Annotated in this window: 19 protein-coding genes and 2 pseudogenes; 9 read left to right on the top strand and 12 right to left on the bottom strand. The window is 67.9% G+C overall.

Annotated elements, in window-relative coordinates:
- Nucleotides 1-97 precede the first annotated feature (97 nt).
- Nucleotides 98-652, bottom strand: a complete 555-nt coding sequence (locus tag OG956_RS05775) for a DUF6308 family protein (protein ID WP_330342750.1) — start codon at nucleotides 650-652, stop codon at nucleotides 98-100.
- A 552-nt stretch (nucleotides 653-1,204) separates the two neighbouring features.
- Here OG956_RS05775 and OG956_RS05770 point away from each other — a divergent pair.
- From OG956_RS05770 to OG956_RS40190, 3 genes are read left to right on the top strand one after another with little or no spacing between them, the layout of a single operon-like run.
- Nucleotides 1,205-1,531, top strand: coding sequence for a hypothetical protein (locus OG956_RS05770; protein ID WP_330336850.1), 327 nt, complete (start codon nucleotides 1,205-1,207; stop codon nucleotides 1,529-1,531).
- 25 nt (nucleotides 1,532-1,556) lie between these two features.
- Nucleotides 1,557-2,495: a UvrD-helicase domain-containing protein gene (locus OG956_RS05765; RefSeq protein ID WP_330336849.1), complete on the top strand. Its 939-nt coding sequence runs from the start codon at nucleotides 1,557-1,559 to the stop codon at nucleotides 2,493-2,495.
- Nucleotides 2,455-3,324 (top strand): 3'-5' exonuclease, encoded by an 870-nt coding sequence (locus OG956_RS40190; protein WP_443065534.1) that lies wholly within the window; start codon nucleotides 2,455-2,457, stop codon nucleotides 3,322-3,324. The genes OG956_RS05765 and OG956_RS40190 overlap by 41 nt, the downstream gene beginning before the upstream one ends.
- On the opposite strand, the gene OG956_RS05760 is transcribed toward OG956_RS40190, so the two are convergent.
- The 10 genes from OG956_RS05760 to OG956_RS05715 form a co-directional block, all read right to left on the bottom strand.
- The gene (locus OG956_RS05760; protein ID WP_330336848.1) at nucleotides 3,284-4,708 is read right to left on the bottom strand and encodes a DUF6177 family protein; all 1,425 of its coding nucleotides are present in this window, start codon (nucleotides 4,706-4,708) and stop codon (nucleotides 3,284-3,286) included. The two genes, OG956_RS40190 and OG956_RS05760, sit on opposite strands and share 41 nt — an antisense overlap.
- Nucleotides 4,705-8,709 (bottom strand): type VII secretion protein EccCa, encoded by a 4,005-nt coding sequence (eccCa, locus tag OG956_RS05755; RefSeq protein ID WP_330336847.1) that lies wholly within the window; start codon nucleotides 8,707-8,709, stop codon nucleotides 4,705-4,707. Before eccCa ends, OG956_RS05760 begins: the two co-directional genes overlap by 4 nt.
- Nucleotides 8,706-9,629, bottom strand: a complete 924-nt coding sequence (locus OG956_RS05750; RefSeq protein WP_330336846.1) for a MinD/ParA family ATP-binding protein — start codon at nucleotides 9,627-9,629, stop codon at nucleotides 8,706-8,708. The genes eccCa and OG956_RS05750 overlap by 4 nt, the downstream gene beginning before the upstream one ends.
- Before the next feature lie 352 nt (nucleotides 9,630-9,981).
- Nucleotides 9,982-11,346, bottom strand: a complete 1,365-nt coding sequence (eccD, locus tag OG956_RS05745; RefSeq protein ID WP_443065533.1) for a type VII secretion integral membrane protein EccD — start codon at nucleotides 11,344-11,346, stop codon at nucleotides 9,982-9,984.
- A gap of 13 nt (nucleotides 11,347-11,359) precedes the next feature.
- Complete coding sequence (locus OG956_RS05740) at nucleotides 11,360-11,668, bottom strand: hypothetical protein (protein ID WP_330336844.1); 309 nt, start codon at nucleotides 11,666-11,668, stop codon at nucleotides 11,360-11,362.
- A gap of 248 nt (nucleotides 11,669-11,916) precedes the next feature.
- Complete coding sequence (locus OG956_RS05735) at nucleotides 11,917-12,783, bottom strand: immunity 49 family protein (protein ID WP_330336843.1); 867 nt, start codon at nucleotides 12,781-12,783, stop codon at nucleotides 11,917-11,919.
- 11 nt (nucleotides 12,784-12,794) lie between these two features.
- On the bottom strand, nucleotides 12,795-15,284 hold the full coding sequence (locus tag OG956_RS05730) for a hypothetical protein (protein WP_330336842.1): 2,490 nt from the start codon (nucleotides 15,282-15,284) through the stop codon (nucleotides 12,795-12,797).
- A gap of 2 nt (nucleotides 15,285-15,286) precedes the next feature.
- Entirely contained in the window at nucleotides 15,287-15,685 is a 399-nt protein-coding gene (locus tag OG956_RS05725) for a DUF6507 family protein (protein ID WP_330336841.1), read from the bottom strand.
- A 65-nt stretch (nucleotides 15,686-15,750) separates the two neighbouring features.
- Nucleotides 15,751-16,062, bottom strand: a complete 312-nt coding sequence (locus OG956_RS05720) for a pore-forming ESAT-6 family protein (protein WP_330336840.1) — start codon at nucleotides 16,060-16,062, stop codon at nucleotides 15,751-15,753.
- Between the two features lie 55 nt (nucleotides 16,063-16,117).
- On the bottom strand, nucleotides 16,118-16,450 hold the full coding sequence (locus OG956_RS05715; protein WP_330336839.1) for a hypothetical protein: 333 nt from the start codon (nucleotides 16,448-16,450) through the stop codon (nucleotides 16,118-16,120).
- A gap of 408 nt (nucleotides 16,451-16,858) precedes the next feature.
- Here OG956_RS05715 and OG956_RS05710 point away from each other — a divergent pair, with 408 nt between their 5' ends.
- From OG956_RS05710 to OG956_RS05695, 4 genes are read left to right on the top strand one after another with little or no spacing between them, the layout of a single operon-like run.
- Nucleotides 16,859-17,599, top strand: a complete 741-nt coding sequence (locus OG956_RS05710) for a class I SAM-dependent methyltransferase (RefSeq protein ID WP_330336838.1) — start codon at nucleotides 16,859-16,861, stop codon at nucleotides 17,597-17,599.
- Between the two features lie 5 nt (nucleotides 17,600-17,604).
- Nucleotides 17,605-20,250: an SUMF1/EgtB/PvdO family nonheme iron enzyme gene (locus tag OG956_RS05705; protein WP_330342749.1), complete on the top strand. Its 2,646-nt coding sequence runs from the start codon at nucleotides 17,605-17,607 to the stop codon at nucleotides 20,248-20,250.
- 29 nt (nucleotides 20,251-20,279) lie between these two features.
- Nucleotides 20,280-20,513 (top strand): hypothetical protein, encoded by a 234-nt coding sequence (locus OG956_RS05700; protein ID WP_330336837.1) that lies wholly within the window; start codon nucleotides 20,280-20,282, stop codon nucleotides 20,511-20,513.
- Nucleotides 20,510-21,784, top strand: a complete 1,275-nt coding sequence (locus OG956_RS05695; RefSeq protein ID WP_330336836.1) for a hypothetical protein — start codon at nucleotides 20,510-20,512, stop codon at nucleotides 21,782-21,784. Before OG956_RS05700 ends, OG956_RS05695 begins: the two co-directional genes overlap by 4 nt.
- A 143-nt stretch (nucleotides 21,785-21,927) precedes the next feature.
- Here the strand turns inward: OG956_RS05695 and OG956_RS05690 are convergent.
- Nucleotides 21,928-22,605: pseudogene (locus OG956_RS05690) on the bottom strand (HAD family hydrolase).
- 204 nt (nucleotides 22,606-22,809) lie between these two features.
- Here OG956_RS05690 and OG956_RS05685 point away from each other — a divergent pair.
- Complete coding sequence (locus OG956_RS05685) at nucleotides 22,810-23,004, top strand: helix-turn-helix domain-containing protein (protein WP_330342748.1); 195 nt, start codon at nucleotides 22,810-22,812, stop codon at nucleotides 23,002-23,004.
- Nucleotides 22,913-23,249, top strand: a pseudogene (locus tag OG956_RS05680) (FAD-dependent oxidoreductase); the annotation flags it as partial. The gene OG956_RS05685 and the pseudogene OG956_RS05680, both read left to right, overlap by 92 nt.
- Nucleotides 23,250-23,603: the final 354 nt, after the last annotated feature.

Raw genomic sequence — 23,603 nt, 5'->3', positions numbered from 1 at the left:
TGTGGGCGAGCAGCCCTGCCACCGTCGCAGACCAGCAGAGAATCGCGTCGGTCGACAAGCCTGGTTTGAGCGTGGCCGGAATCACGGCCGTGGCAGCTCAGGTTGCTACAGCCTGGCTCTGCTTGCCTTGGTGCATCCAAGCGATGACGTCGAATACGCGCAGAACGCTGATGTCTTCCCCGATGCCTGCCTTGCGACGGAGGTGGACCAGTTGGTTGTAGAAGGTGCCGTTGTCCGCCCGTAGGGTCACTGCCAACGAGGCCCAGAAGGAGTGATCGTTCTTCGGGAGCTGGAAGAGTTGTTTGACACGGATGTCGTAGATCGGGATCAGGTGGGGACGCTTGCGGGCCAGTAGCTTGCCTGCGATCACGGGGCCGCTGCCGTCGGGCTTGTTCGGATGCTTGTTGTCGGCCAGGCGTTCCCACAGCTCCCACGCGGGGCCGCCCTGTGCAATGAGGGCGTCGTTCCTAGGATCCTCCAAGCGGGCGTTGCGAAGGATGAGTGACAGCAGCCGCGCCCAGTGGCCGTCATGCTCGGTGAGCAAGTTGATGGCCCCGTGCGGGTCAAGGGAAACGCTGAGCATGGTGATGGCCACCAAGTCGTTGGAGTCGAAGCGGTCGGCGACCTGTTCGGCGTCACCGCCCCCGCCCAGGCGCTCGAAGTGCGCGCCGGAGTAGAACAGGTCGCCGTTTGCGCGCCGGCGGTGAAGTACTCGACCAGCAGACGTACAGCGTTCTCATCGTCCCAGTAGATGTCCGGGATGTTCAGTTCGGTCACCGCGAAGCCCCCCAGTGCCCTGCCAGTGGTGATCGGTCTGGCGCACGGTACACAGGTGGAGGCCATCCGTGGCTCACAGCAACAACGCTGCGCAGAGGAAGTGGATTGCTCGGGCCGTGTGCCTGTCGGAGGTCACGCTCGATGGCGTCGATCTGGTCGCCGAGTTGGGCGGGGCTGCTGTAGGAGAGGCTGAACACCCACCCGATCACGGAGTTGAGGTCCCGGACGAGGGTGTGGTCCCAGTGGGCAGTCTCGATCTCGGAGAAGGTAGAGCGGGCCAGGATGTGCTGGTGGCGTTCCTTGGGATGGGAGTAGGTGCCGGAGCTGGCGCGACGTTCGGGGCCGAGGTAGCCGTTGCGGGGCTCCGCCTGAGGCGAGGACGTCCGGGGCGGCCCCCTACTCCAGCTCCTGGGCCGACAGCCACTGCATGGTGCTGCTGCTGCCGACGGATGGCGGAGACGTGATGCAGGTCCTCGCGGTCCGCGACGGAGCACGCGCCCGTGACGAACTCGCCCGCTTCACCGTGGAGATCAACCCCGTCTCGGGCGGTGTCGAAGTCGTCGACCAGAGCGAGGTCAGCGAGAACGTCGTCCCGCTGGGCGACCGGGCTGTCCCACTCTTCGCGCGGTACGGCCACCGCGCCCTCACCGACCTCAGCGTGGTGCCGTCCCTGCTGCCGACCCTCGACAAGGTCACCACAGGGCGAGCAGCGGGACAAACTGCTCGCCCACAATCTTCCCGAACTCACCCGTGACGTCCTCCTCGCCCTGCGCGGCGGTATGGACCCGGACGACGTACGCTGGCACATCACGGACAAGTGGCGGGCTGACGAGGAGGTCAACACCGGCGACTGGGCGCGGGCAGCCAAGCGTGCCGTCTTCCAGGCGGAGACCGACGACGATGCGGTGCTCGACGCCTTGGGTAGAAGCTTCGACGCTTGGCGGCTGTTCCTCCACCCTGAGCAACACCGCATCGCTACAGCGGACGTCAAGGGCTCAGCGAAAGTGACCGGCGGCCCCGGCACCGGCAAGACCGTCGTCGCGCTGCACCGCGTCTGCCATCTCGTCGACAGGCTGCCGCCCGGCCACTCACGCCCGGTTCTTCTCACCACCTACAACACCAATCTGGCCCTGGACCTGAAGGAGCGACTGCGCCAACTCGGCGGCGACGAGCTGCTGCGCCGCGTCGACGTCGAGTCTGTTGACGCACTCGCCCACGAGGTCGTCTCGGAGTCCCGCCTGGACCTGGGCCTGCCCTTGGACGACGATGCGGCGATGGCTCTGTGGCACACCGTGCTCACCGAGACGGACCTACTGGCGTGCGACGCGGACTTCCTGGACGCCGAGTTCAGGCATGTAATCCTCGCCCATGGGTGCGGCAGCTGGGACTCCTACCGGCGCGTCACCCGGTCGGGACGCCCCCGCATCAGCACGGCGCAGCGCCATGAGGTGTGGCAGCTCGTCCAGGCCTACCGAGCTCACCTGGACGCGACGCGGCGGACCACGTATGCGCTCATCGCCGACCGGGCGGCCGGACTCGAGCAGCGCCGCATGGCCCGCGTCGAGGAGCAGGCCCGCTACAAGGAAGAGCAGGGTGGTCGGGACCTCGTCCACCGGGAGGCGGGCAGCGGGATGTGGCTGAAGCCCCGCTACCGGCACATCGTTGTCGACGAGGCGCATGGAGGTGCGTGGCCGGGCCTCACGCCGCCTCACTTTTAACTACCGCACCACCCGGCAGATCCTGGGCAGCGCCAACCGTCTCATCGAGGGCGAGCGTTTCGACGACCTGGACACCGGCACCGACAGCCTCGACGGCTATCGGTCCGTGCTGACGGGCCTCGCGCCAGCTCTGGTGTGCTCCGGATCGGCGGACCGAGATGCGCGCTGGCGCCGTACTGATCAAGGAACGCCACGAGCGTACGGCACGCCCTATTCGGCGATGGCCGTGAGCGTTCCCGACGGGGGCTCCGCGCAAGAGTTCGCCAACGTCTTCGTCAGGGAGTTCGGGCTGCTGGCCGTGGAACCCGGTAAGGACGGAGTCCGTCCCGGCCTGGACGCCGTCCGTATCGGCACCATTCACCGCTTCAAAGGGCTGGAGTTCCAGCGTGTGTTCCTGACGTCTGTAGGCGAGGGCCAGGTGCCGCACCAGCGGATCGAGCAGTACCGGCTCACGAATCCGGACCGCTACCGGCAGGAGGGACAGCGGGCCTCTCTTTGGTGTTCGTCGCCGCCACCCGTGCCCGCGACGAACTCGTCGTTACCTGGAGCGGCAGAGCCAGCCGCTTTCTCCCGTCCGACGCGGACGAGACCTCCTACCGCGCCACTGACCTGCTCAGGCAGGACGGACCGCCGTCCGGATCGTCCGGGTCCGCCGATGCCTGAGCCGACCCGGGGCCCCATGGGGCCTTTAGACGGTGCCCTACGTGGTGGGCGGGACCAGTCGCGTGTAGCAGCACAGCAATGCGGCGAGGCCGAGAAAGCCGCCTCCCACGCGAGGGCGAGGGCCTTCACACCGTGTTCGGGGTCCCGGACTTCAAGTGCGCGGTGAGGGTCTGCAGCGCTGGCCAGGCGTCGGCGTCGGTTCCGTTGCCGAGGGGATAGTGCAGGGCCGGGTTCGTTGTTGTGCCGAGTTGTACGGGCTTTATCGGGAGCGGGGGGCGGCGGGCGTGGGTGAGTCCTATGGCTCCGACGTCCCTGGCACCGAGGGTAAACGTGATCGGGATCGGTGGGGCGGTAAGGACGGGGGCCAAGGTCAGGTCGGCGCTGGCTACTGTCAGTGTGGTCAGCATGGTGGCCAGGCCGTGGGCGTCGACGAGTTCGGCGGCTAGGGGCTCGATGGCGTCCAGGGGGGCTTGTTCGGCTGTCGGGTAGCCGATGGTGAGGGTGACGTCCTCTGCGATGCCGGCCGTGGTGCGGGTGGTGCGGTGGGTCGCTATGGCCGGTTGGTCAGGGGGACCGATAACCAAGGCGTGGGTGGGCTGTGGGGAGCGGCTCCGGGCCAGTTCGGTCAGCTGACGGGGTGACCAGGGGAGGTTGATCGGCTCGGCTGTGCCCCAGCCGGTGGGTGGGGCACCGGTGAGGTGGCGCCATGCTGTTTCCAGCGCGGTGCCGAGCACGAGGTCGGTATTGGGGGAGCGGACGGTGCGCAGCGCGAGGGTGAGTCGGCGTTCTTCGGTGTGCTGTGCCCCTCGCGTGAAGGCGTCCGCGACCTTGGCCGGAGTGACCGTCGGTGCGAAGGTGCCGTTCTGCCAGGCGAGTACGGCGCCGGACAGGCCGTCGTAGTAGCCGCCTTCCGGATTCTTGACGACCCAGCGGTTCGGTGCGCCGACGAGGGTCATGCGCAGGGGCAGGGTGAGGCGGACGTGGGGCGGGGTGACGATGTGCAGGGCACGGCCGGTCGCTGCCGTTGAGCGCAGGATGTCGGAGAGCCAGGTGGTGAGAGGCAGGATCGAGCGGTCGGCGATGACCACCGCGGTGGACTCGGTGAGGACGTCGACGGCAGGCAGGGCGCCGTCCGGCAGCCGGGTCGCTGTGACGTCGTCGCCGTCCTGGGGTGTCTCCACGACTGCAGTGCGGGCCGCCTCTGGCGGCCAGGTTGTTCCGCCGAGCAGCATCGTCAGGCGTCCGCAGACGGATCCGGCGAGTGGTTCTGCAGCGGGGATGGCGGTGGAGGCGCGGGTCTCGGTCCACCAGTACGGCGGCTGTGGTGGGGTGATGTGCGGGCTGAGGAGGCGTTCGGCCTCGCCCGGTACGTGGACAAGGAGCGGGGACTCGACGGAGACCAGGGGGCGGCCGGCCGGTGAGCACAGGTGGATGACCGCGCCGTCGTCCGTGGTGGTCAGGCTCAGGTCGGGGCCGCCGGCGTACAGGGCGGCCAGCAGTGTCCGTGCGTCGGGCGTCTTCTCGGTGAGCGCGATGACGTCCTTGGTCATGCGGGCGTCTCCGTGGGTTCCGTCTCGTGTGCGAGGGCGGTCTGGATCAGCTGGTGGCGGCGGCCACGGCGGACCAGGGTGCCGCGGCCGGGCGGCTGGGGGGAGGCGTACAGGCCGGGGAAGAGCTGGCCTTCGGTGCGGTCACCCGTCATCACCAGGGCCGTGGTGCCGGTTTCACGCAGGGCCGTCAGAAATGGCTCATACAGGGCGCGCGAGGCTCCGGCGACCCGGCGGGCGACGACGAAGTGCAGGCCGATGTCGCGGGCGGATGAGATGTACGGCAGGAACGGGGCAAGGGGCTGCTGCCCGGCCGCGGTGAGGATGTCGTAGTCGTCGACGAGGATCACGATCCGAGGGCCGGTGAAGGACGGCTCGTCGGTCAGGGCGTCGGGGTCGGGGGCTTCCGGCAGGCGTTTGACCAGTTCGGTGGCGATGCCGGTGGCGAGTGCCTGGGAGAGGGCGGTGTTGTGCGCGTAGCCGCCGCGGTAGGGCTCGGGGATGACGCCGCGCAGACCGCGCCGAGGGTCGAAGATGCCGAAGACCAGTTCATCCTTGTCGTAGCGGTCGATGAGGGAGCGGGAGACGAGCCTGAGCAGGTTCGTCTTGCCGCACTCGTTGTCACCGAGGACGAGCAGGTGCTGGTCCGTGCCGAACAGGTCCAGGACGGTCGGGGAGAGGGTGTCCTGGTCGACGCCGATCGGGATCGCGCGCGGTTCCGCCACGGTGGAGGGCAGGCGCTGCGCGGGCAGCCTGGTCGGCAGCACCCGCACGGGGGCGGCGGGCTCACCGTGCCAGGTGGCGCGCAGGGTGGCCGCTGCCTGCTCCAGGGCCGGGCCGAGGCCGTCCGTGGTGGCTTGCGCGTCGATGCGGGGGAGTGCCGCCTGTGCGAACAGTTTGCCGTCCGTCAGGGCCCGGCCGGGGGTGTTCGCCGAGAGGGTCACGGAGAGTTTGCGGTCGACGGAGGAGTCGGCGGGGTCATTGAGGCGCAGTTCGATGCGGCTGCCGAACAGGGACTGGGTGGCGATGCGTACGTCGTTCCAGCGGAGCATGCCCGCCACGAGGTGGATGCCGTAGCCGCTGCCACGTTTGAGGAGGTCGGCGATGTCGTCGTCGAGGTGGGCGAACTCGTCGCGCAGGGCGCCGAATCCGTCGATGAGCAGCACCACGTCGGTGGAGCCGAGCTGGGGAAGTTCCCCTCGTTCGCGCAAGGCCCGCAGCTGCTCGATGGAGTCGATGCCCCGTTCGCGGAAGATTTCCTCGCGCTCGGCGAGCATGGCGCGTACCTCGGCGACGGTGCGGGCGACGCGCTCGTGGTCGGTGCGGGTCGCGATGCCGCCGACGTGCGGCAGGTTCGCGAGGGCGGTCAGTCCGCCGCCAGCCAGGTCCAGGCCGTAGACGGCGACGTCGCGTGGGGTGTGGGTGAGGGCGAGGGAGAGCGTGAGGGTGCGTAGCAGGGTTGTTTTGCCGGAGGCCGGGCCGCCGATGACGGCGGTGTGGCCTCCGGCGGTGTTCATGTCGTGCAGCCACGGGCCCTGCCACTGCCGGGCGGGATCGTCGAGAACGCCGAGTGGCACCTGCAACGCGCTGCCGGCGTGGGTGAGTCCGAGGCCGTCGGCGGATGCCTGTACCGGGCCGGCGGCCGTGTCGAGCGTGAGGGTTTCGGGCAGCGGGGGCAGCCAGATCCGTCGTACCGGTTCGGCGGCGTCGGTGAGCCGGCCGACCGCGACGCTGAGGACCGTCGGCCCCGTCTCGCGCTCACGTGGCACCGGGGCGTCCTCGCCCGGCATAGGTGTCTCTGCGACGGGGGTGTTGAACGCCGGATAGGGCTGGGCCAGCGGGTCGGCGTCAGCACCGCTGTCTCGTACGGCGGGGCCGCGGTACGCGCCCGAGACGAAGCCCGCCTTGAAGCGGGTGTAGGTGGAGGTGTCGACCTTGAGGTAGCCGAAGCCGGGCAGGGGCGGCAGGTGGAAGGCGTCGGTGGTCTCCAGGACCGTACGCGACTCGTCCGCTGAGAACGTGCGCAGACCGAGCCGGTACGACAGATACGTCTCCAGACCTTTGAGCTTGCCGCCTTCGATGCGCTGGCTGGACAGCAGCAGGTGGACACCGATGGAGCGGCCGATGCGGCCGATCGACAGGAACAGGTCGATGAAGTCCGGTTTTGCGGTGAGGAGTTCGCCGAACTCGTCGATGACGACGAACAGATGCGGCAGCGGCTCGAGGTCGGGCCGGGTGGTGGCGCGCAGGGTGCGGTAGTGGCCGATGTCGGCGACGTTGCCCGCGTCCTTGAGGACCTGCTGGCGTCGTTTGATCTCGCCGGCGAGGGAGGTGTGGACGCGCTCTACCAGTCCGGCCTGGTTCTCCAGGTTCGTGATGACACCTGCCACGTGTGGCAGAGAAGCGAACGGGGCGAAGGTGGCACCGCCCTTGTAGTCGATGAGCACCATCGCCAGGTCCTCCGGCGCGTGCGTCGTCACCAGAGCCAGGACGAGGGTGCGCAGCAGTTCGCTCTTTCCCGAGCCGGTCGCGCCGACGCACAGCCCGTGCGGGCCCATGCCGAGTTCGGCGGACTCCTTCAGGTCGAGCAGCACCGGCTGGTGCCGGTCGTCCAGGCCGATCGGCACCCGCAGAAAGTCCCGTTCCCCGCGCGGCGCCCACTGCCGGGCCGGGTCGAGGGCGGCCATGTCGTCGATGCCGAGCAGCTTCGGGAAGTCGACCGGGCCGGAGACGGGCGTGCCCTCCGCGGCAGACTCCGCGGACAGCCTCAGCGGCGCAAGCGCCCGTGCGAGGCCTTCGGCTTCAGCGAGGCTGGTGCGGTCGGCCGCTCCGTGCATCGTCACAACCTGCTGTCCGCGCAGGTCCTCCACTGTGACCTGGTCGCCGTCGACGGTGATGCGTACGGAGACGTGATCGGGTTCGTGGATCTGTTCGGCGAGCAGGTGCAGGACGGTGACGCCCATGTTGTCCAGGGCGACGGCGGCATCCGGACGCGGAAGCTCGACGGCGTTTTCCCCGTGCGCGTCGCTGAGGACCAGCAGCCGGTCGGTCAGAGCGAGCGCCTTGTTGTCGGACAGCCCCCGGCGCACTTCGGCCGCGTACGAGGCGCGCCGTCCCAGATCCGTACCGATCACCTGAGCCAGCTGAGCCATGCCAGGGGCGACACGACGCGCTGCGAGGGCGCCGTCATGGCTGTGCGGGTCGAGGACGTGCGGGAGCCACTTCGCCCACTCCCACTCCTCGATACGGTCCCCGGGGGCGGCGAGCGCGATGGCCACGTCGTCCGGTGCGTGGGTCACGGCAGCCTGCACAAGCAGGGCGCGGGCGACGCGCAGGACGCCCTCCCGGTCGCCGACGATGCTGACGTTGCCGGCCCGGTCCAGTGGCACGGTCAACGGATGGTCGGACACGGTGGTGTAGCGGGCCTGCAGGGCGCGCGCCTCGTTCAGCATGAACGGGTCGGGCGGTGTGAGCACGCCTCCGACCGCCTGCTGGCCGATGGTCAGCTCCTGCACGGGTACGTCGCCGACACCGACCCGCACGTGAAGGAAGTCTGTGTCCGTGCGGCGCCGCTCCCACAGCCGGGCGGGATCACGCAGGACGTCGTACAGGGCGGTGGGCGCGGGGTGGAGAACCCGGGCCACGCGGCGGCGCTCCCGCTCGGCCGCGCCCAACTCGGCGCGTAGTTCCTCCAGGTACTCCAGGTACCGCTCGCGCTGGACGCGCCGCTGCCGCTGGGCCTTGCCACGCTGCGACAGGAACAGAGCGACCGCACCGAGCAGCGCGATGACGAGCACGACGGCGCCCAGGCCCGCGAACTGACTGGACCGGATCACCGTCATCATCACGACCGAGCTCATGACACCGGCCATCGGCAACAGCGCGGTCGCCGGGCTGCCGGTCTTGCCCTCGGGCAGGTTCGGCGGCGGTTCGATCGTGCGGGCCGGCGGCGGGAGCAGGGGGCGCGTCGAGCGGGCCGGACGGTGGACCTGCTGCTGTGTCACCGCACCCGCACCGCCCTGTGCAGGGACTCGGCGGCGAGCTGGGTGGCCGCGCGGCGCGTGGCCGCACCCAGCCGGTCGGTCATGATCGGTCCGCCACCGGCCAGGTGCCGGTCGTAGGGCAGATGCACGAGGGTGACTCCGGTTTCCCGCAGGTGGGCCGTGGCGGCCTTCAGGTCGAGGTTCGCGTCGGGAGTGTTCGAGGTGAGGGCCACCACGGTGGAGGCCAGCGCGGCATGAGGCAGCCCGCCGAGCCAGTCCAGGACGATCCGGGTACCGCCCACGCCCTCCGCGGTGAGCGGGGCGACGACCACACGCGCGTGTGCGGTGTCCATCGCGGTGCGGGCCACCTCGCCGGGCAGTGTCTCGCAGTCGACCACCGTGACCGCGAAGTAGCGTCGTAGCGCGAGTGTGACGGTGCGGTAGGTCGCAACGTCCAGTGGGGCGCCCACCCGTCCCTGACTGGCGGGCAGCAGCCAGCCACCGTCCGCGACGGGCACAAGGTAGCCGGTGACGTCGGTCAGTTGCATCGACGGAGTGAGGATCCGGGCGAGCTCGACACATGACCAGCGGACGGACTGCGCGCCCATCCGCACCGGCAGCGTGCCAAGGGCGGCGTCCGCCTCGAGGGCGAGTACGGGATCGTGCCGGTAGTGGCTGAACGCCCGCGACAGCAGCGCGGCGGTCGTGGTCTTGCCGACACCGCCGCGGATCGACGTCACCGCGATCACGCGGCCCGTGGTCACCGGCTGCTGCACCATGCCGCCCAGTCGGCTCTCCTCGGCGACCTCCTGCGCGGCCGACGAGGCCAGCTTGCGCAGCGACCGGCCCGAACGCCGGACCAGCGAATCACCATGCTGTGGGGAACCGAGTGCGATGGCGAGGCGCGGGTCGAGCGTCGGCACCGGCTCCGGCGTCGCCATCGGCAGCCGGACCTGACGGGGCGGCCGTACGGCGGGAGGGGCGCTCGGAGACGGCGCGGCATGGCGCAGGCGGGCTTCGGCCGCAGGGCGTGATGGTGCCTGATGCGGCGCAAGCGGGAGGGGCGATGGGGCATCCGTGCGTGGATCAGGCTCGGTGGCACGCCCCGCGCTGGAGGCGGTGCCGGGCTGCCCCGGACGCGGACGCTCCTCATCCAAGTCGCGTACGGGCAGCGGAGGCCGAGCGTCCTCAGAGGAGGACTCCTGCCTGGCGTCGTCCTCGGCAGAAGCACGGTTCAGGTCGCGCAGCACGTCGTCCTGCCAGCGGCCTGGAGTCGTCATCACTGCCCCCTCCTCAGGCGAAGGTGCCCAGCAGCCGCCCGTACACCCCGAACACCCCGAGCAGCAGCGGGAACAGAGCGATCACAGCGGTCGACTCCAGCACGTCGCCGGCCTTGCGCAGCCGCACCCGCACATGCTCGGCGGGCTGCACGGCAAGCACACCCAAGGACAGCACGACCAGTACGCCGAGAACGGCGAGCGGAGCTGTCGGTCCGGAGTGCTCCAGCCACAACCAGGCCAGCCGCAACGCCACCACCATGGACGCCGCGAACAGCGCAACCACCTCCGCAACCAGCGGGTAGGCGCGCGCCCGCAGCGCGAGGACGAACGTGACGGTGACGGCCAGCGCAGCCGTCCATACGGTGATGGCACGCACCGCCAGCACTCCGGCGACGGCACCGGAGACCGCGGTGACGACCGTCGCCAGCGCCAACCCTCGGTGCGTGGCGGCCAGGGCGGCGGCCACCTGGTAACGACTGACCGATGTTCCCGAGGAGCGCCGGTCGTCCAACCCGGACAGTCCGGATGCGGCGAGCGCCAACCGCGGCAGCACCCCGAGCGCCACCACGGACACCACGGCCAGCAAGGCCCCGGCGCGAGCCGATTCACCCGCACTCGTACCACCCGCCTGGAAGGCGAGCGCGACCTCCCAGAACGCACCGGCGCCGGCCACGGCCCCTGCCCCCAGCAGAGCACCCCGCCCGAACGACGAGAACCAGCCGAGCAGCAGCAATGCCATCACGACGACCGAGAGCAGCGCCGCCAGCCGTACCGCCCCCGACCATGCTTGGGCGTCGGCCAACGCCCAAGCACCCTGGGCGCCCACAGCGGCACTCACCCCGACCAGAGCCGCGGCCAGTCCCTTGCGCCCGGCCCTGCCCAGCAGCACACCGGCCACCGCGGCGACCACGGCACTCACAAGGAGTCCCCATCCGGCGGCCCTGGCCTCGAAACCCTGCCGGGCGATGAACCCGGCGGCGAGTGCCCACACCACGCCCGCGCCCGCTGCCGCGATCCGCCGCGCCCGCGCGTCCCACCGCCAGCCCCGCACATCCAGATCGCCGGCCGCCTCGTCACTCACGTCATGGACCACCGGCGCGGACGGCGCATCCTCGACCCGCACCAGACGCAGCACAGCACCGTCGGGCACTTCGGCCGACTCCAACGTGTCATCCGGCTCCAGGGCGCTGCCGTCGGCCTTCACCAGATGCCGGACCAGGGGACGCTCGTCCACCCGGTCCTCGAGAAGCCGCATCACCTCCGGCAGCAACAGCCCGACCGGCTCCCGGGACGGCAGCACCAGATCCACCCGCCGTCGTTCACCGACCAACGTCACCCGACTCAGCGCCGTACGGTTCACAATCCCCCGGGATATCACGCGTTCGAACCTATCATCGAGCCGAATTCGCAGACTGCGGTGCTCCGTCGGCCTTACCGGAGGCGGGCGCGGAGGGTACGGCCGGGGCAGGCACCGACGTCCCGTAAGGCCCCTTCCCGATCACCCGGTGCGAGATGAACGACCACCCCACACAACCGGCGCACACCACCGCGGCGATCACCACACCCGCGAACGCCTTCCCGAGCCGCTCATCCACGGTGCGCCGCTGCCGCTGCGCACCGAACAACACGGCATCACGCAACCGACGCCGGCGGACCGCCACCGACTCAAGAAGCTGACTGTCGTAGTCCTGGGCTGACACGTAATGATTCCGGTTCGCTGGGGGCCACTGAGTTATCCACTGCGGTTGGCCGATCGGGATCCCTCACCGGGCCGTGCGGGGCTCGCAGTCATCGAACATGCTCTCTCATACCGCGTTGCAGACGCAATGCGGTACCGGCGCCAGCGACGCAGGCCGACGACGCCCCAGCCACGTCACTCTGTCTCCTGACCACCTTGCCCCAACCGGGGAGAAGTCCAGCGAGCGGTTCGAACATCTTGATCTTCCGTTCAGGTGGGAATATGTCCGACCCACCTACGTTCCAAGAGATACTTGGGTAGGTACTCGGACTCCACCTGAACAGGGATATCCGCGTCGAAGGCCATGCAGGCGACGGCGAGCGGACCCAGAGCCACCAACCCCTCACCGCTCTTGGCGCGCGCCTGGTCGGCAGACCAATACTCGCGGTGCCAGATGAGTGCGTCTGCCAGGGCCGCATTGAACCGTTCTGGCTCTCGCCTCTGGTAGCGATGAAAAACTTCAAGTGGTGGGTAGAGGATCTTCAACATGAGTTCGGCACTGGCGATGTGGGGTGCCGCAGGGTCCGTGCCGTTGATGGCGGTGAGCAGGGTATCCCAAGTCTCTCGGCGACCGAACCAGGCGTTCTGCAGGGTTTCCACCCATGCATAGATGTACTCATCGAACTCGGCTCCGGATTCTCGAAGAAATGACACAGGAACGCGGGCGAGTTGGTCGAGTCGATCGTTTTCACGGCAGATAACGGCTAGGTAGTACGAGGTTAGCCAGTTACCTGCGTGCAGATATTGTTGAGGGCCGGTCGCTGGGAGGTTCTTGACCTCGCCATTGATTCCGATGTGACATGGCACCGGGCCTTCCGCAGCAGTGCCCGAGATGAACAGGCCTGAACCAACTTGCATTGCGGTGACCCAAGTCCCCCACGTCGCGAACTCCTCTACCATGGGATCCGCCAGGCAGGACCATTTGGCCAGGGTCAGCGAGTAATCCAGGGCGTCGAAACGATCGAACTCTGAGGTTTCGAGCTCAGACAGCGCTTCTTCGACACTCTGGACGATCGGCTCCATGGCTTCGTCCACGTCCTCCACAGGGAAGTCGTGGCGGGGGATGCGGTTGACCACGTGCTCTTCTCTCAGTAGATCTGCACTTCTTCCACTACGGCCCCAGCATAGAGGGAACCGTTGGGTTCCTGGACCTTAACCAGGACATACCTCAACTTTCCCGCCTTCAGTGCGTTTCGGAACTCGCGTGCGAGCTTGGCGTCAAGGCCACCGCGTTTCGTCATCTCGGCCATGATGGTCCGCAGGTACAGGGTTGTGCCCTGCTTGACCCTCATGCCTTCTGCGCCGCCATCATCGCCTATGTGTGGATTCTCAGGGTCCTCAGGGTCAGCCCGCCCCAAGCGCCAGTCGAGGTCGTTCCCCGGCGCCTTGTCCTCGACGATCAGGATTTCATCGTTCTCGATCCTGTACGCAGCGTCGAACGAATGGGCTCCGTTGGGTGTCTTAGGAAGCGGGATGGGTTTTGGATCCCGGAACGTGATGGGAATCGCATGAAGCCTGGAGGCGTCCTCCCCGAGCCTTTCGGAGATCTTGCTGTTGGGAGGAACATCACCAAGCTGTTCTGCGTATGCCTTCTGAGCATCGGTAAGCGTGGTGTGGTTCTCGGGGGAGGGTGTCAGATCAAACGCTCTTTTAGCATTTGTGAGGTCTCGATAGGCTTGGCGATCGGCAGCTCTCTTGTCGAGAGTCGGCAGAACGTCGGCGGGTGCGGTGTGGCGAGCGAGCGGCTTAGCGCCAAGGCGAATTTCGGACGGACCGCTTGGCAAGTCGTGCTTGGCGATGAAACGCCCATGAGCATCCTTTGCGAGCTGAGGGAGCTCGACCCCGTCTACCAGCCCGACGTTGGGCTTCCTGCGTCCCAGAATATCGTAATGTTGTTTTCGCCACTCGGGATCTTCGTTGGCCTTCCGGACGTGTTCGTCTTGAATGGCCTTTCGCTCTGCTGGAGTCAGCTCGTGGTGGGGATCGTCATGGGTGCCATCGCCGTGGCTTGATCCAGAAGAACCGTGACTGCCGCTCCCGCCATTGGCTCCCGGGCGGTCAAACGATTGTGCTCCAGCGGTTCCACCGGACGAGCCTTCGTGTGAAGCCACGTGGCCGCCGCCACTGCTACCTGTCTCCGCTGGTGTCTGCTCGCCGACGTGAGTGGAGCGGCTGGTGTGTTCGGCTCGGGCGCCGGCACCGACCAAATCATGTGAGTGGTCCGCCAGCCGTGGCCCACTCAGCTCCTGGCGGTCGTCCGAGGAGAGTTCGTGCGTGGCTTCGTCGACGTGCTGCCGCAGGCTGCCGTCGGCGTTGAGGACGTGACCCTCGTCGGTGAGGTAGAGGATCTTGCCGGTGGAGTTGTCGACGTAGGGGATCGCGTTGGCCGGGATCTTGGGGGAGCGGACGGCGTCGGCCTGTTTGAGGAGGTCGGCTGTGACTCCGGTGTGCAGGTTCTTGAGCGTGGTGAAGGCGTCACCGACCTTGGTGAGGGCGAACGTGCCTGCCTTGCCGACGTACGTCATGGGGTCCATGAAGCGACCGACCTTGCCTACGGCCGACACTGCACGGACTGCCGCACCGGCCTTGCCGGCGTCCGAGGCGGCGGCGCCGACTCCGTCGGTGCCCACCAGGGTCAGCACGTTGAAGCCGAAGGCGCCAGCGGCTCGGCCCGGGTTGGTTTTCCACTCGTCCCAAGCCACGAGGCCTTTGGCGGCCTGATTCTGGGCGGTACGCGATTCGCGGAGCCAGGACGGGAGGTTTTTGTCGGGGATGAGGTACCAGGCGCCCATGGTGGCGCTGGTCAGGCCGGCGGCTGTGCTGAGCTTGGCGAGGTTGGTCCATGCCTGCCCGGCGGCGTCCGCGCCGTCCCAGCCGACCAGGGTGCCCAGGCCGTGGACGGTGGCCACCACGCCGTCGTGCCAGAAGCCGTCCCATACCTGCTTGCCTTGGTGGGCCAGCCAGGCCCAGCCCTCGTACTCCCGCTCTGTCGGCGCGCCCCAGGGAGTTTCCTTCGCATGGTCCAGGTCGGCGGCGTTGAAGCCGTACATGTTGCAGCTGTGGGAGCCGTCGTCGGCGATCAATGGACTGCCGCCGATCAGAGCCATGATCTTGTTGTAGGCCCTGCGCTCGGCGGCCTCGAAGGCGGCCACCGTGTGATTGACGTCGTGCCACAGGTCGTTGTTGTGGTTGACCTTGTCCTGGTCCTTGCGCCAGCCGTCGTCCCCGGAAACGGAGTTCACGAAGGCGGTCGCCTCCGCCTTCAGTGAGTCGAGTTTCTTCACCAGAGGCCGGACTTCGAGGCTGTAGTCCGACAGGGTGCCTGCGACCTTCTCCAGATCGCCGGCGAAGGCGTCGGACTTCTTCTGCACCGGGACGGTCGTGCTGAACAACTGCTCGGCCTCGGGCGCCGAGTAGAAGGAGGACAGATGCTGGAAGGTGGTGTGCACGTCTGAACCGGACGCGCGGAACTGGCCCGCGTCCGCGGTCAGCAGCATCACATCGGTGTCCAGGGTGTCCAGGTCACCGATGAAGTGCGGTATGCCCGAAGGGTCGATCAGCTTCGCCTCGTTGCTCACCGTCACCGGCCCTTCGCGCCGTGGCCCGTCTTACCCACGCCGGGCAGATCCACCGTCGGCTCCTTGGCCGCCTCTCGCTGCGCGTTCGCGGCGTGCTCGAGGTCACCGGCTATGTAGTGGCGGGTGGCCTGATCCGCCCCGTGGAGAGCGTTCGAGGTGCGCTTGGCGATGTACACAAGGTCCCGACTCCAGTGCTGCATGAACAGGCCCAGCGCCGAGCCGACCAGCCCGGCTGTGCTGGTGTATGGGCCGTACTGGCTGGTCAGTGTGCCGGCTGCGGAAGCGGCCTCCTCCAGGTTGCTCTGCATCGCACTGCCGGCGTCCGACATGTTCTTCGCGGCGGTGCCGCACTCGGACAGCACCTTGTACACCCCGGTCGGGTGAATGTCCCACCCCGTCACGGAAATCCCCTCGTCCCCGCTTTACGTGCCTGTCGGCGTTCGTTCGCCCGTCAAGGCCCCTGGCATCAGCCGATGTTGTCGACAGCCGCCTTCGCCTTGGCGAGGGTGGCCTGAGCGGTGCCGTCGTTCTGCTCCAGCGTGTTGCGGACCAGACGGATGATCTCGCGCACCTCAGCTGCGGCCCTGTGCCAGCGGACCTCCTTGCCGTGGTACTCGTCCGAGACACCGTCGGCCTCGAAGTCCGCCATCGCCGCCTTGACCGCCCGGTCGCGGTCGGTCAGCACGCGCTCCAACTGGCCGATGATGCCGGACAGGCTGGTCTGTACGTCGGCGGAGGCGCCGGTGTCGTACGAGCGGCGGTCTTGGTTCTGGGCCATGATCGAGTCCCCCTTGAAACGGTGGCGTCAGCGGTGACTTGCTCTTCGAGGACGGTTATCGCGCGCCGAAACGGGCGGCGTCGAAGTTGGCCATCCCCATGTTCTGGTGTGCGTTGTCGCCCAACTCGACGTCACCGCTGCCGAACGCCGTGTCCATACCGGACTGGCCGCCGAGGATCGCGCCCAGCGAGCTGTTCAGCTCCGCCGTGATCTCGTCGGCATGCGCCTTGAACGTGTCGAACGCGGCCTTGCCCGCCCCGTTGAACTTGCCCTCCAACGGTTCGGCCGCCTGGATCAGCAACCTGATCAGCGTGCCCAGGTCGTCACTCGATCCGGCGGTGCTCTTCCCGAGCTGCGACAGGGTCGTCGACCCCATGTCGAACTTCATCCACCCACCCCGTAAGCGTGTTGTGCGCTGGGACTGCTCAGTCGCCGCAGCTTCATCTGAGACCACCCAGAGTGCGCAGTGCATCGAACATCCTCTCGTACCCTGCGTTGCAGACGCAACGCGAAACAAGTCGACTTGGCGTGATCTTGTTCATGGGGTGGCTGTCGTGGGCCGTTCCGGCCTCCGGAACGAGGTCGTCCGCCTTGACCTTTGACCGATGAAGTGAGGTTGCTTCAGGCGCGAGGAGGTCGAACCGGTCGATCAATGTCCAACCGGCCAATTACGCACTGTTGCCGGACAACCACGCGCGATAGCCTGTCCGATGCCTTGTGCGGCATCACTGGCGAGACACGAAGTACACCGAGGGGGATCGTGGAGCGGCGCGACGTGCGGGGACACTATGAGAGGTTGGCGGCCGAGTACGACGAGCACTGGCTCTACGGTCCGCACTACGTTCCTTGGATGTCCGGCCGGATCGTCGAAGCGCTGCGGCTCGCCCCCACGGACCGGATCGCCGACGTCGGCTCCGGGACGGGTCTGTTCGCCAAAGAAGTGGCCAACCAGCTCCGGCCTCGTCATCCTCTTTTGTGCGTTGATCCGTCCGAGGCAATGCTCAGCCAGCTCGGCACGCCGCGTCCGGCCGACCTGATGCCGATCGTTGCTTCTGCCGAGGACATCGCCGAAGGTCGCAGGCGCCTGCCGTACGAACGGCTCGATGCGATGTGGCTAAAAGAGTCGGTGCACCATGTGGCTGATCCGGCTCGCACGCTGCGCGGCCTGGCCGATCAGCTTGCCCCAGGTGGCCGGCTGCTGGTGGTGATGCTCCCGGCCACCATCCAGTACCCGCTGTTCCAGGCGGCCCTCGCGCGCTTCGAGGAGTTGCAGCCGGACCCTGCCGTGATCGAGGGACATCTACGGGCGGCCGGGCTGGAAGCCAGTCTCAGCTATGTCGAGCATGAACTGCGTATCGACCGGGACAAGTACCTCGGCATGGTGAGTGCCCGTTACATGTCCCTGCTCTCCACCTTCAGCGACAGCGAGATCGAGAAGGGCGTCGAGGAGATGCGCGTCGCTCATCCGGAGCCGGTGCTGGTGTTTCCCGATCGGTTCGCTTTCGTTCTCGGCCGGCGGCGTGAGGAGTCGGTGTGAGCACGATGGTCGATGAACGGCTGCGGCGGCTGCGGAGTGAGCTGGACGATCACTCTCGGATCGCTGATCGACTCGGACTCGATCTGGAGCGGCCGTTACGGTCTCTCAATGACGGCTATCCCGAGAACGCGGTGGCCCTGGTCGGCAAGCTCACCGAGAAGCTTCTAAAAGAGTTGTGGCGTCACCACGGTGTCGAGGGCGATCCTTCGACGAAAGCCCTCAACGACCTGGTCAAGCGCTGCCGTCCATACATTCGCAGCAGCACGGTTCTGGATGCCCTCGACGACATTCGGCGGCTGCGCAACCGGTCCACGCACGACGGATACGACATCAGCGACGAGGACGGGCTGCTGGCGGTCCGCAGGCTCGTCGACGTGCTGGTCTGGTTCACCGACACCGGGAGCGCAGCGCTCCTCGGTGGTGAGCCCGATGTGGCGCCCGAGGTGGCGCGTCGCTGTGAGTTCCTTGCCGGGCTGTACGTCACCCTCGGCTATCGGCAGGCCAAGCGGTTCGTCCTCAGTCCGGACACCGTGTATCAGCTGTTCTGCCGTGAGTCGGGGATGCGGCTGGAGTACGTGGAGCTGATGCTCTCCAGGGACGCGGGCGACCTGAGTACCGTCCTTGCGTCGAAGGGAGGGGAACTGCTGCGGACTCGCTTGCCCAAGTTCACGCGGTTCGTCGTCCTGGACGACGACGGCGGTGCGGAGCCCGGCGCCCTCCATCGGATGCTGGGGCTGGACTTCCGGATCGTGCGGTACGACGGGTTCGTCGACACCCTCGTTAGTCTCGAGGCCCACCTCGCCGATCTCACTTCCGCCGACAGCCTGGGAAAGCCCCGGGCCCCTGTTGCCGCGGCGGCGCTGACGACCGACCCGCGCACCGGTGAGTCGAAGGTGGAGCAGTCCGGCGACGCGGCGGAACTCGTGGCGCGCCTGGCCCGCGGTAGCGCGAACGTCCTGGTCACCGGTCGTCCGGGGAGCGGCAAGAGCACACTGCTGCGCTGCCTTGCCGCCGACCCGGAGATCCGCCGCTTCCGCTTCTACTTCGACCTGAGTCTCAAACCGAAGGACGAACCCTTCTCCGAGTACGCGGCCCGCCTCCTCGCGCCGGCCATGACATCGGACCGCTCGCGCGCCTACGACCTCTTCCTTTACCTCATCCGTTCCGGTACCGCGCTGTGCGTGCTGGACGCCGTCGATGAAGGCGTCGGCGAACCGAGCCCCGCCGGCTTCCTGAGGCTTTTCACTGATCTGGCGGCCGTCCTGTCCGCGGAATCGGCGGTGGTCATGAGTTCCCGGGTGTCGTTCCTCGCGGACTCGCCGCAGGTACGTCAGCTGCTGGACAGCGGCGCGGGCCGCTCCGAGCAGCTGGTCGAGCAGATGTACGCCAACGGCCTCGACCCTTCCCGCGTACCGCACTTCCATGTCGTACGCCTGATCGAACCGGAGGCGACCCCTCTCGAGAAGCGCGTCGCGACAATGCTGAACCTTCCGGCGGGCAAGCCGCTTGCGGACATCCTGGGCGCTCACATCAAACGGACGCTGGCCGAGCGCGGTCGCCCCGAACTGGAAGGGCGGCTGCCCGCCGCGTTCGGGCATGCCTTCCTCACCGACCGCACCGTTTTCTCCCTCCTCGACATCCACCGGCAGCTGGGTGCTGATGCCTTCGAGGACGGACGCCTCGACCTCGACGCCTGTGTCCTCGACCCGCTGCTGCGGCCCGCCGGCCCTGATCACGTCGCCTTCGTGCACACGGCCTACCAGGAACTCTTGGCTGCCAGGTTTCTGACCGAGCCGGCGAACCGGGATCTGGCAGCCGGCCTTCCCAGCGGCGCCTTCCTCACCGAGCAGGTACGCGCATTCGTCGCCGGTATGCCCAGCGGCCCGGAGACCGACGACTGCGTGCTGCCTGCGGGCGCTTACCTGGTCGGGCCAGCCGAACGGCTTCTGATCCGCCGAGTCGAGCGCCCCGTTCGCTTCGATCGCCACGCGGTGACTGTCGCGCGCTACCGCCGCTTCCTCGACAGCCTCGATGCGGACGGAACCTCGCAGTGGGACCACCCCGACCAGCCGCCCGGCGTCACACACCGCCCTTGGACGGATCGATTGCGGCGGCCCGACTACTACGAGAACCCGCACTACGACGCCCACCCCGCCATCTGCGTCAGCTGGTGGAGCGCATACGCCTTCGCTACGTTCGAAGGCAAACGGTTGCCGACCTCACTCGAGTGGGAGGCCGCCGCCCGCGGCACCGACGGGCGCCTGTTCCCATGGGGCGACGCCCCCGACGCCACCCGTGTCAACTGCGCCGACGCATGGGTCGGCCGGCCTGTGGTGACGTATCAGGCGTGGTACCGGGACTTCGCAGGTGACGCTGTACGGCGGGCCGGGGCGACCCCCGTGGACGAGCGACCAGGCAACCGCTCCCCGTTCGGCGTCGTCGACATGGTGGGCAATTGCTGGGAATGGACGTCCACCAGCCTGGACGACCCCGGCGAGGCCGTCATCTGCGGGGGCAGCTACGACAACCCGATGCGGGCGGTGCAGGCGAGCAGCAAGGGCATCTACCGCAAGCGCGGCGCCAGCAATGCAGTCGGCTTCCGGTGCGTGCAAGACCTCGACACGCCACAGGCAGAGGAGACGAGGGCATGAGCGGAGGCGGTCAGCGTCACGGAACCATTGTGGACCGACGACCAAGCGGCGGCGGGATAAGCGGTGCGCTCGGCTCCTACATCGTCCGCGACGACGAGGACGAGCGGTACTACAGCTTCGACTACCGGCAGGTCGTGACCGAGGGATTCCGGACCATCCGCACCGGCGAACGCGTCCGCTTCCACGTCAGCACCGAAAGCCCCGACCGGGCCGAATTCGTCATCCGCCTCAACCAGCCCGACCCAGCCGAGTACTACCGGTGAATCCCCACGGAGCTCCCCTTCTTGAGAACGTCACGGGCGCGCGCCAGGAACTGACCGTCATCCTGCCCGTACGGCTGCTGCACGTCCCCAACTGGCCCGAAGGCCCCTTCCCCTTCGAGCTGGGCAGTCGGAGGACCGACGCCCGCACCCGGTCCACCTACTTCGCCCCGGCCTCAGCCCGCGCGATCTACGGGGCGCCCGGGCGGCCGCGTCGCTGGCACCTGCCCCTGGACATCAAGCAGGACGGGCTGCACCTGCTGGGCATGGAACTCCTCCGCGCCGCCACAGCCCGCAACCCGGAACACGCCCTGGCGGTCTTGCACTTGAGCGTGGAAGGACCGCTGCTACCCGTACTTCGCGCTCTGGCCGGCCGCCAGCCGACCCCGGACCCGCTCACAGGGCCCCTTGACCCAGCCGGTCTGCTCGCCGGCATCGCCGACGTCCGTGACCCCGGCGCACCCTTCGCGATAGCCAGGCCCTACACCATCGCCTTCATGACCCCAACGTCACAACAGACCCCCGCCCTCCGCCCCGGCCCGGAAGGCGCACTGCCTGCGAGCGCGGATCGCTGGCTGTGGCAGCTGGCATCGCGCTCCACCCCCGAGGACTTCCCCCTCCCCCCAGAGACGGCCGGCGAACAGCTCAAGGACGTCGTCAGGATCTCGGCAGACTGGAGCGCCCTCGTTCTACGCCAAGGCGCAGCGTTCCTCGGCCACCGAACCGACACCGGCGCCGGAGACTTCTTCGAATTCGCCGCCTTGCACTCCCGTACCGTCTATCTCGACGCCCTGCTCCTCGGCGCACTCCAGCGCGATCACATCGATGAGCTCACCGACGAGCTGTCCGAGGTGTTCAACTCAAAGCTCGCACGTCGGGTCGGCGCACTGGAGAGAAACATCGCTGTCTTTCGCAGCACCTACTGGCGACAGCACCTCACCGCACACGGGCCAGCGAACGACCTGCTGCTCGCCTTCCAGAACCAGCACAGGCTCCCTGCACGCTTCCACGAAATCCTCGCTGAAGCAGCCGACTACAGCAGACTGGTACAGACCCAGGAGAGCCAGCAGATCAGCGGCGCCCTGGGTGTCCTCACCATCCTCGGCTTGCCACTCGGCACGGCCCTCAGCATCCTGCAAGTCCTCGCCGACAACTCTGTGACAGACCTACTCATCGCTCTGGCACTGTCGATCGCCGCCACAGCCGGAGCACTCACCACACGGTACGGACGCCTGGTCCTGTCATCCCTACGCGGCGGGGACAGCGAGGCTTAGGAACTCCGTTGCGGATGATCACGGAATTACATGATCGTCGACAGTCGCCCAGCACCCGGGTCCACCTCGGAAACGCTCCCGTGTGCATCTGTGGCCCCGTCCGGCTGCGGCTGCCAGGCACCGCAGAGATCGGCGGGCCGCACCTACAGGCTGCTACCGGTGACCAGCTTCAACAGACCCTCGGTGGCCGTCAGGTCGGGAATCACAGCGTGGGCACCTGCCGCGCGCAGGTCCTCAGCGGAGCTACGGCCTGTCGCGACGGCGATGACCCGGACACCGGTGGCCAGACCGCCCTCTACATCGGCGGGGGTGTCCCCGATCAGAACGGTCTCCTGGAGCACGGCGGATGAGCTGAGGAGCGCCAATTCCACGAGCTCGGGACGAAGGTCGGCGTCCTCGCCGTAGGCGCCCCCGTCTCACTGGATGTGGGTGTCCAAGCCAAAGATGCTTAGCTTGATCTCGGCGACAGCACGCACGTTGCCGCTGACCACAGTCTGCCGCACCCCGGCAGCGTCGAGGGCGTCGAGGGCGGCTCCCGCACCGGGCAGGGCGTGCCCCTGCTCGCGCAGTTCGCTGGCGTGCCGGAGGTGCTGCGCTGTGAGTGCCGCAGCGAAAGGCTCGAAGTCGGCTCGGTCGGTGGTGAGGCCGTGGAGCTTGGCGGTCTCCCGGAAGATCACGGCTTCGGTGATGCCGTCGATCTTTGCTCGTCGGCGCATCGCCTCACCGGTCACTTCCTCGAACGCCGCGGCGGACAGCCTGCGTCCGACTCCGCGCGTGTCGATGAGTGTGTGGTCGATGCCCCACAAGACGAGCTGTGGCATGCGACGGGCCCTTCCGTACGGAACGTCCAAGCAGATGCGCTGAGTCCCCCAATCGCCGCGGACGGTATCCCCGACGCGGAAGACAGCCCTACCCTGACGAATGACGGAAGGGCTGATGGCCAATTCACCGAAGCTGCCTCTCGGGCGACAGGTCAGGCACTACAGGCGTAAGAACGTAACCGCTCACAGTCTGCCGTCGCGGGCCTGTGCGGGTTCACCGAGCGGTATCTGTCATTGATCGAGACCGGGAAGAAGACGCCGTCGCCCGATGTACTGGCCAGGCTCGCGTGGGAGCTGGGTGTGCCTGTTCTCCGAGGACACCGGCCTTTCCCCGGACCTGCTGTGCTTCTATCCTCATGGCGACACCGTCGTGCTGGGCGGCACAGCGATCGACAGTGAGGGCATCCTGGCCCCCGACGACAAGGCGGCGGCCGATATCCTCGTCCGCTGCGCAGAGGTCGAACCCCGTCTGGCCCAGGCCCGCGTGCTGGAGCACCGGATCGGTGCTCGACCGCCCCGTGCCACGATTCCGTGTGGAGAAGGACCTTTGGGAGGACGGCACCCTGATTGTGCACAACTATGGGCACGGAGGCGCCGGCGTCACGCTGTCGTGGGGATGCACAGAGGAAACTCGAGACCTGCTTCAGCCCGATGACCTGAGACTCCTGAGGGGGTGCGGGCCGCGCGCAGGCCGCACCACCCAATGGGACGTGGGGAACCACCTTCTGTCCCAGCAATGGGGGATGCCGGCACCGTCGGCAGGTCCGACTGCGCAGGGCCCTCGGTCGGTTGTGAAGCCAGGTGCGCATCGCCCGCTCAAGGATGCGCAACCACCATGTGCCCGTTGAGACGGCGGGTGTGCAAAGGCCTGGTGGTTGGGGCGACCATGGGCCCGACCACGGCAGGCAGGAGCGCGGCTGCGTGGGCTGCGATTCGTCTGCGTGTGCAGATTGCGCAGCCGTCCACCGGTACTGCGCATCTGCTGCGTGCTCGGTGTG

The sequence above is a fragment of the Streptomyces sp. NBC_00557 genome (assembly GCF_036345995.1).
Lineage (GTDB): Bacteria > Actinomycetota > Actinomycetes > Streptomycetales > Streptomycetaceae > Streptomyces.
This window is presented reverse-complemented; position numbering and strand designations above follow the sequence as displayed.

Excerpts from the sequence above, each read along its gene's own strand:
- OG956_RS40190 (WP_443065534.1), top strand. The coding sequence starts at position 2,455 with ATGGAGGTGCGTGGCCGGGCCTCACGCCGCCTCACTTTTAACTACCGC.
- OG956_RS05770 (WP_330336850.1), top strand. The coding sequence starts at position 1,205 with ATGGTGCTGCTGCTGCCGACGGATGGCGGAGACGTGATGCAGGTCCTC.
- OG956_RS05760 (WP_330336848.1), bottom strand. The coding sequence starts at position 4,708 with ATGACCAAGGACGTCATCGCGCTCACCGAGAAGACGCCCGACGCACGG.
- OG956_RS05765 (WP_330336849.1), top strand. The coding sequence starts at position 1,557 with ATGGACCCGGACGACGTACGCTGGCACATCACGGACAAGTGGCGGGCT.
- OG956_RS05715 (WP_330336839.1), bottom strand. The coding sequence starts at position 16,450 with ATGAAGTTCGACATGGGGTCGACGACCCTGTCGCAGCTCGGGAAGAGC.
- OG956_RS05750 (WP_330336846.1), bottom strand. The coding sequence starts at position 9,629 with ATGGCGACGCCGGAGCCGGTGCCGACGCTCGACCCGCGCCTCGCCATC.
- OG956_RS05705 (WP_330342749.1), top strand. The coding sequence starts at position 17,605 with ATGGTCGATGAACGGCTGCGGCGGCTGCGGAGTGAGCTGGACGATCAC.
- OG956_RS05720 (WP_330336840.1), bottom strand. The coding sequence starts at position 16,062 with ATGGCCCAGAACCAAGACCGCCGCTCGTACGACACCGGCGCCTCCGCC.